Genomic DNA, 7,111 nt, shown 5'->3' on the forward strand with positions numbered 1-7,111 from the left:
CATGGATGAACTGGTTGCCAAAACTTGGCACAAAATTCAGCAAGAAGCGGAGTGCATGGCGGCCCAGGAGCCGATGCTGGCCAGCTTCTTCCACTCCACCATTCTCAATCACAAGAATCTGCGTTCGGCGCTGAGCTTCCAGCTGGCCAACAAACTCGACAGCGCCACCATGCCCGCCATCGCCCTGCGCGAGGTGATCGAGCTAGCCCTGCGCAGCGAGCCCGAGCTGCTGACGGTAGTGGCGGCCGACATCTGCGCCGTGCAGGAGCGCGATCCTGCGGTCGACCTCTTCTCCACCCCGCTGCTCTACCTCAAGGGGTTCCATGCCCTGCAGGGGTATCGGGTCGCCAACTGGCTGTGGCGTCAGGGGCGCCGCTCGCTGGCTCTTTATCTGCAGAACCAGATCTCGGTGGTGTTCGGGGTGGATGTGCACCCGGCCGCCCGCATCGGCAAGGGGATCATGTTTGACCATGCCACCGGCATAGTGGTCGGCGAGACGGCGGTGATTGAAGATGATGTCTCCATCCTGCAGAGCGTGACCCTCGGTGGTACCGGCAAGGAGAGCGGCGATCGCCACCCCAAGATCCGCGAAGGGGTGATGATAGGGGCGGGCGCCAAGGTGCTCGGCAATATCGAAGTGGGCGTGGGTGCCAAAATCGGCGCCGGCAGCGTGGTGATCAACCCGGTGCCACCTCATACCACGGTTGCTGGCGTACCCGCCAAGATCGTCGGCCGTCCGGAGTGCGACAAGCCTTCACTGGATATGGATCAGTGTCTCTGATCTCCCGGCCGGAGTAGTCGATGGCCAAACGCTGGTCGGGTTATCTGATTTTGGGGATGTGGCTGCTCAACCTGCTTCATCTCTATCTGGGGCTCTCCCCCTGGCCAGCGGCCATGGCGGCCTGGGGGGCGTCACTGCTCACCTGGCCCTGGCTGGTGGGGGCCGCCAAGCGGCAGGCGCTGGCCCTGTATGGCGCGGCGCTGTTGCTGCTCTTCTTCTCCTGGTGGCGGGGAGCGACCCTCACCGCCGGTGACTGGCTGCTGCCCAACATCAATATGCTCACCATGTTTGCCGCGGTGAGCACCCTCAACCTTGCCACCTCGGGTCTCTTGACCGGCACCACCTCATGGACCGGGCGCAAAGGGCTGTGGAGCACCATGGCCAGCCTCAATCTGCTGGGGGCGGTCATCAACCTCTCGGTGCTCTTTATCATCGGCGATCGGCTGGAGCGCAATGGCACCCTGGAGCGGCGTCAGGTGATGGTACTGAGCCGGATCTTCTGTGCCGCCGCCTTCTGGTCACCCTTCTTTGTCGCCATGGCGGTAGCACTGACCTATGCGCCGGGTTTGCAACTCTCCCATATTCTGCCGTTCGGGATCCTCGCCGCCTTGCTGGCGATGGGGCTGACCGCCTGGCAGGTGGAGCGGATCGGAGTGGCCGATTTTGCCGGTTATCCGCAGCGGCTGCAGACACTGGGGTTGCCGGTCACGCTGGCGCTGCTGGTGCTGCTCATCAAGCAGATCTGGCCCCAGCTCGGCATTCTGGCGGTGATCGCGCTGGTGGCCCCGCTGCTGGCGCTGCTCTTTATGCCGAGGGTCGGGCGCAAGGCGGCCCTCAAGCGGCAGGTGGTGGAGCGCTTCCCCGCCATCGGTGGTCAGCTGGTGCTGTTTCTGGGGGCCGGTTTGCTGGCGGCAGGCATCAACAGCGCGCTGTCGGTCATCGATCTTGGCTCCGGTCACGGCTTGCCGCTGTTCAATCACTTTGGCTGGCTGGAGGCATCCCTCACTCTGCTGCTGATCCTGCTGGTGGCCATCGTCGGGGTACATCCGCTCATCAGTATCTCCGGGCTGGCGCCACTGCTCTGGCCGCTGGCGCCGGATCCCAGCCTGCTCGGTATGTGTTTCCTGCTGGGATGGGGGCTTGCCACCGGCACCAGTCCGCTCTCCGGATCCAATCTGGCGCTGGCCTCCCGTTACAACCTCAGTGCCGGGCTGATCCTGCGCTGGAACCTGCTTTACGGCCTGCTGATGTATGTGGTCGCCTGTCTGTTGCTGGGGGCTTATATCGCCTTGCATGGATAGCGACCGTGCCATCAGGATGGCATCAATGATGCGTTGGTAGCGGCGCTTTTTAGGTACGGTTTAGAGTGTTGTCGCGGCTCGGGCGCAGGATGCGAGAAAAATAGACGCATATTTAGACAATACATCTATGGAAGGCGCATTTTACAGCGCACTGGCTTGTTTGTGCCGATAGGCTCGGGGTATGCTGGCTCCACGCGCTTGAATCGCCCTCTGTGGGGCATCGCAATTGAACAAACAGGTATGCATATGTCACTAGAAGTCCTTGAGCAACTCGAATCCAAAGTACAATCCGCTGTCGACAACATCTCCCTGCTGAAGATGGAGCTGGACGAGCTGAAAGAACAGAACAGCAAGCTGCAAGACGAGAACCATCAGCTGCGTAACGAGCACGCTGCATGGCAGGAGCGTCTGCGTGCCCTGCTGGGTAAAATGGATCAGATGGGCGAAACCATCTAATTCATCGCCTTCAGGCAGAATTGAAAACGGGCCGCTCTATGAGCGGCCCGTCTATTTTTGTTTTGGCGGGATGGGAATTACAGCGCCAGCAGTTGTTTGACTGTCTTCTCGATGCCGTCCGCGGCTTCGACTATGTTGTTGGCCAGCATGTAGGCGGGGGTGGAGATCACCTTGCGCTCCTGATCCACCACGAATTCGTTGACCGGGCAGTTGAGATGGCTGCCACCCATCTCCTCGATGGCGTTGGCGGTACCCTCGTCATGGCCGATGGTCGCCAGCGTTCCAGCACCATATATCAGCGGGATCATGGCGGGCGCGATGCAGATATAGGCGGCCGGTTTATTGGCTTTGGCAAAGCTCTGGCACGCTTTCAGCACATCGGGCTGGATCTGGCATTCGGCGCCCCTGATTGCGAAGTCGCACAGGTTTTTGGCAGCGCCAAAGCCGCCGGGCACCAGCAGGGCGTCATAATCTACCGCATCCAGCTCGGCCACATCCTTGATCTGGCCACGGCAGATGCGGGCCGCTTCGACCAACACGTTGCGGCTCTCTCCCTTGCTCACTTCACCGGTCAGGTGGTTGATGACATGGAGCTGCGCCACGTTCGGGGCGAAGCACTGGACGGCGGCTCCCTGACGGGCCAGCGCCAGCAGGCTGATGACGGCCTCATGGATTTCGGCTCCGTCAAAGACACCGCAGCCACTCAAAATCACGGCCACTTTTTTCATGGCAAACTCCTCGTTGTTGAAAATGTGAGCCAAGATGGATTGTTGTACTTTTGTATGGTTATCGCTCGCCATCTGCTGGTCAAGTCATCTTGCTGTGCTAGGATTGTTTCGTTTTGGATCCTGCCGTACCTACTCCCTTAAATCTTTTTCCACATTGATCGAGATCATTCCAACTGTCTCTCGATCGGTTTTTGCGATCTCAATTCATTGTTTTTAATGGCTTTTTATATTCTTATGCACAGTTTTATCACTGTGCACTCTGATGCGCCCCATTTTTGAACACAGAGTTATCCACAGATTGAGTCCCTTTATCAGGCGCTGTGTGCTGTTGCTGCGCCCCTTGGTGTGAGGGGGGCCCTGTGGCATCCTAGCGGCTGTTTATCTCTGGCAGGACGATTTCATGGCCCCTAGCAACCCCCTTATTCTGGTCGACGGCTCCTCGTATCTTTACCGCGCCTTCTTCGCCTCCCAGCAGGCTGATCTGCGCACATCGACCGGTTTGCCGAGCGGCGCCGTCCGTGTCATGGCCAACATGATGCGCAGCCTGCGCAAGCAATATCCTGACTGTCATGTGGCCGTGGTGTTTGATGCCAAGGGCAAGACCTTCCGCGACGACATCTATCCCGAGTACAAGGCGACCCGCGCCAGCATGCCGGACGATCTGCGCAGCCAGGTTGCCCCTATCCACCAGATGATCAAGGCGATGGGTTTCCCCTTCCTGATGGTGGAGGGGGTGGAGGCCGACGACGTGATCGGCACCCTGGCCCGCCAGGCGACCGAGAAGCAGCTGCCGGTGCTGATCAGCACCGGTGACAAGGATATGGCACAGCTGGTCTCCGACCATGTCACCCTGATCGACACCATGAAAGATGTGAAGACCGATCGGGAAGGGGTGATCGAGAAGTTTGGCGTACCGCCCGAGCTCATTATCGACTATCTGGCCCTGATGGGTGACAAGGTCGACAACATTCCCGGCATGACCGGTGTCGGCGAGAAGACCGCACTGGCCCTGCTGCAGGGGATTGGCAGCATCGACGAGATTGCCGCCAATCTGGACAAGGTGGCCGCGCTCGGCTTTCGTGGCTCCAAGGCCTTTGCCGACAAGTTCCGCGAGCAGGAGGAGCAGGTTCGTCTCTCCTATCGACTGGCGACTATCAAGACCGATGTCGAGCTGGAACAGAGTCTGGAAGAGCTGTTGCTCAAGCCGGTCGACAAGGAGTCCCTGCTGGCGGTCTATCGCGAATACGAGCTGCGCAACCTGATCAAGGAGCTGGAATCCGGTGGTGAAGAGGGGAGCGAGAGCGCCGGACAGGACGAAGCTGGCGATGAGAGCGCTGCTCCGGTTGCCGCCATCGAAACCGACTACCGCTGCATTCTGGACGAAGCCGAGTTTGACGGCTGGCTGGAACAGTTGAAAGCGGCACCGCTGTTTGCCTTCGATACCGAAACCACCAGTCTCGACTATATGGAGGCACGGATTGTTGGCGTCTCCTTCGCGGTTGAGCCGGGCAAGGCTGCTTATGTGCCGTTTGGCCATGACTATCTGGGGGCGCCGGTACAGCTGAGCGAGGCCGTGGTGCTCGGCAAGCTCAAGCCGCTGCTGGAAGATCCGACCCGTCTCAAGGTGGGGCAGAATCTCAAGTACGATCGCAACGTGCTGCTTAACCATGATATCGACCTGCAGGGCATTGCCTACGACACCATGCTCGAGTCCTACGTGCTCAACTCCACCGCCAGCCGCCACGACATGGATTCGCTGGCCAAGCGTTACCTCGGGGTCGAGACCACCTCCTTTGAAGATATTGCGGGCAAAGGAGTGAAACAGCTCACCTTCAACCAGATCGAGCTGGAGCAGGCCGCTCCCTATGCGGCGGAAGATGCCGATATCACTTTGCGCTTGCACCAGACCCTGTGGGATCAGCTGGAAGCCGTGCCGGGCCTTGCCAAGGTATTCAGCGAGATCGAACTGCCCCTGCTGCCGGTATTGGCGCGGATGGAGTTGCTCGGCACCACCATAGATCCCAAGCTGCTGTACCAGCAGAGCCAGGAGATCGAGCTGCGGTTGGCGGAGCTGGAGAAGCAGGCCCATGAGCTGGCCGGGCAGGAGTTCAACCTCTCCTCGCCCAAGCAGCTGGGGGAGATCCTCTTCACCAAGCTGGGGCTGCCGATCATCAAAAAGACCCCCAAGGGGGCGCCGTCCACCGCAGAAGAGGTGCTGGCCGAGCTGGCGGAGACCTATGAGCTGCCGCAACTGCTGATGGAACATCGCGGTCTGGCCAAGCTCAAGTCCACTTACACCGACAAGCTGCCGCTGATGATCAAGCCCCGGACCGGGCGGGTGCACACCTCCTATCATCAGGCGGTAGCGGCTACGGGCCGTTTGTCATCATCTGATCCCAACCTGCAGAACATCCCGGTGCGCAACGAGCAGGGGCGCCGGATCCGTCAGGCCTTTATTCCGAGCGCCGGTTACAAGCTGGTGGCGGCGGACTACTCCCAGATCGAGCTGCGCATCATGGCGCACCTTTCCGGTGACAAGGGGCTGCTGACCGCCTTTGCCGAGGGCAAGGACATCCACAAGGCGACTGCCGCCGAGGTGTTCGGCGTGGCGCTCGATGCGGTCACCAGCGACATGCGCCGCAGCGCCAAGGCGATCAACTTCGGCCTTATCTACGGCATGAGTGCCTTCGGTCTGGCCAAGCAGCTGGGGATCGGTCGTGCCGAAGCGCAGAAGTACATGGATCTCTACTTCGAGCGCTACCCGGGCGTGCTGGAGTATATGGAGCGCACCCGTCAGCAGGCGGAAGCCCAGGGGTATGTCGAGACCCTGTTTGGTCGTCGCCTCTATCTGCCGGATATCAAGTCCCGCAACGCCGGTCTGCGCAAGGCTGCCGAACGGGCCGCCATCAACGCCCCGATGCAGGGCACGGCCGCCGATATCATCAAGCGCGCCATGATCAACGTGGATAGCTGGATCCGCGGTATCGAGGATGAGTCGATCCGCATGCTGATGCAGGTACACGATGAACTGGTGTTCGAGATCCGCGAAGAGAAGCTGGAGGAGTACATCGCCATCATCAAGGAGAAGATGTCGGCCGCTGCCGAACTGCATGTGCCGCTGCTGGTGGAAGCGGGTTCCGGTGACAACTGGGATCAGGCCCACTGATTTCCGGTCAGCCGTTCTGCACGGCTATATAGCTATATAAGAAGCGAAGCCCGGCATCATGCCGGGCTTCCTGTTTCTGCCTGCCCTATGAGGTCTCTTGCAGATACTCATCCTTGAGCAGGACATAGTTGTCAGCCGAGGTTTTGAGAAAGGCGATCTCGGCAGGTTTGAGCGGGCGAGCCTGTTTGACGGGATTACCTATATATAGAAAGCCCGATTCGAGTCGCTTGCCCGGTGGCACCAGCGAACCTGCGCCGATCATCACATCATCTTCAACCACGACGCCATCAAGCAGAATGGCGCCCATGCCGACCAGCACCCGGTTGCCGATGGTGCAGCCGTGCAACATTGCCTTGTGACCCACAGTGACATCTTCACCGATCAGCAGCGGATAGCCGGTCGTATTGCTGGCGCTCTTGCGAGTCAGGTGCAGCACGGTGCCGTCTTGAATGTTGCTGCGGGCACCGATACGGATATGATTCACATCCCCCCGTGCCGCCACCATGGGCCAGATGCTGGCATCGTCACCCAGCTCGATATCGCCCACCAGGGTGGCACAGGGGTCTACATATACCCGTTTGCCCAATTGCGGGCGTTTTCCTTTGTAAGGTCTCAGTCGCAAGTCCATCTTGGCCTCCTTGTTTTCGGCCATTCTAGCAACCTGGAGGCGGTTTCTGTG

General features: G+C 59.9%; 6 protein-coding genes. 4 read left to right on the forward strand and 2 right to left on the reverse strand.

Annotated features, from left to right (window positions below; genetic code table 11):
- Position 1: 1 nt before the first annotated feature.
- The 3 genes from cysE (at position 2) to G5315_RS20095 (ending at position 2,538) form a co-directional block, all read left to right on the forward strand.
- A complete protein-coding gene (cysE, locus tag G5315_RS20085; RefSeq protein WP_005339552.1) occupies positions 2–781 on the forward strand; it encodes a serine O-acetyltransferase in 780 nt (259 codons plus the stop codon).
- 20 nt (positions 782–801) lie between these two features.
- The gene (locus tag G5315_RS20090) at positions 802–2,082 is read left to right on the forward strand and encodes a hypothetical protein (RefSeq protein WP_421333864.1); all 1,281 of its coding nucleotides are present in this window, start codon (positions 802–804) and stop codon (positions 2,080–2,082) included.
- 246 nt (positions 2,083–2,328) lie between these two features.
- Positions 2,329–2,538 carry a cell division protein ZapB gene (locus G5315_RS20095; protein WP_005342050.1) on the forward strand — a complete coding sequence of 70 codons (210 nt, stop codon included), beginning with the start codon at positions 2,329–2,331 and terminating at the stop codon, positions 2,536–2,538.
- Positions 2,539–2,615: 77 nt separating this feature from the next.
- Here G5315_RS20095 and elbB read toward each other — a convergent pair whose 3' ends face one another.
- Positions 2,616–3,266 carry an isoprenoid biosynthesis glyoxalase ElbB gene (gene elbB, locus G5315_RS20100; protein ID WP_227341734.1) on the reverse strand — a complete coding sequence of 217 codons (651 nt, stop codon included), beginning with the start codon at positions 3,264–3,266 and terminating at the stop codon, positions 2,616–2,618.
- A 400-nt stretch (positions 3,267–3,666) separates the two neighbouring features.
- Between elbB and polA the strand changes: the two genes are divergently transcribed.
- Positions 3,667–6,432, forward strand: a complete 2,766-nt coding sequence (polA, locus tag G5315_RS20105; RefSeq protein ID WP_421333866.1) for a DNA polymerase I — start codon at positions 3,667–3,669, stop codon at positions 6,430–6,432.
- Positions 6,433–6,517: 85 nt separating this feature from the next.
- Here the strand turns inward: polA and G5315_RS20110 are convergent, their stop codons facing one another.
- Complete coding sequence (locus tag G5315_RS20110) at positions 6,518–7,060, reverse strand: gamma carbonic anhydrase family protein (protein WP_421333868.1); 543 nt, start codon at positions 7,058–7,060, stop codon at positions 6,518–6,520.
- Between the last annotated feature and the right edge of the window lie 51 nt (positions 7,061–7,111).

This window comes from Aeromonas sp. 603607 (assembly GCF_049171595.1).
Taxonomy (GTDB): domain Bacteria; phylum Pseudomonadota; class Gammaproteobacteria; order Enterobacterales; family Aeromonadaceae; genus Aeromonas; species Aeromonas veronii.

Coding starts and splice junctions, on each gene's coding strand:
- cysE (WP_005339552.1), top strand. CDS start 2: ATGGATGAACTGGTTGCCAAAACTTGGCACAAAATTCAGCAAGAAGCG.
- G5315_RS20090 (WP_421333864.1), top strand. CDS start 802: ATGGCCAAACGCTGGTCGGGTTATCTGATTTTGGGGATGTGGCTGCTC.
- G5315_RS20095 (WP_005342050.1), top strand. CDS start 2,329: ATGTCACTAGAAGTCCTTGAGCAACTCGAATCCAAAGTACAATCCGCT.
- elbB (WP_227341734.1), bottom strand. CDS start 3,266: ATGAAAAAAGTGGCCGTGATTTTGAGTGGCTGCGGTGTCTTTGACGGA.
- polA (WP_421333866.1), top strand. CDS start 3,667: ATGGCCCCTAGCAACCCCCTTATTCTGGTCGACGGCTCCTCGTATCTT.
- G5315_RS20110 (WP_421333868.1), bottom strand. CDS start 7,060: ATGGACTTGCGACTGAGACCTTACAAAGGAAAACGCCCGCAATTGGGC.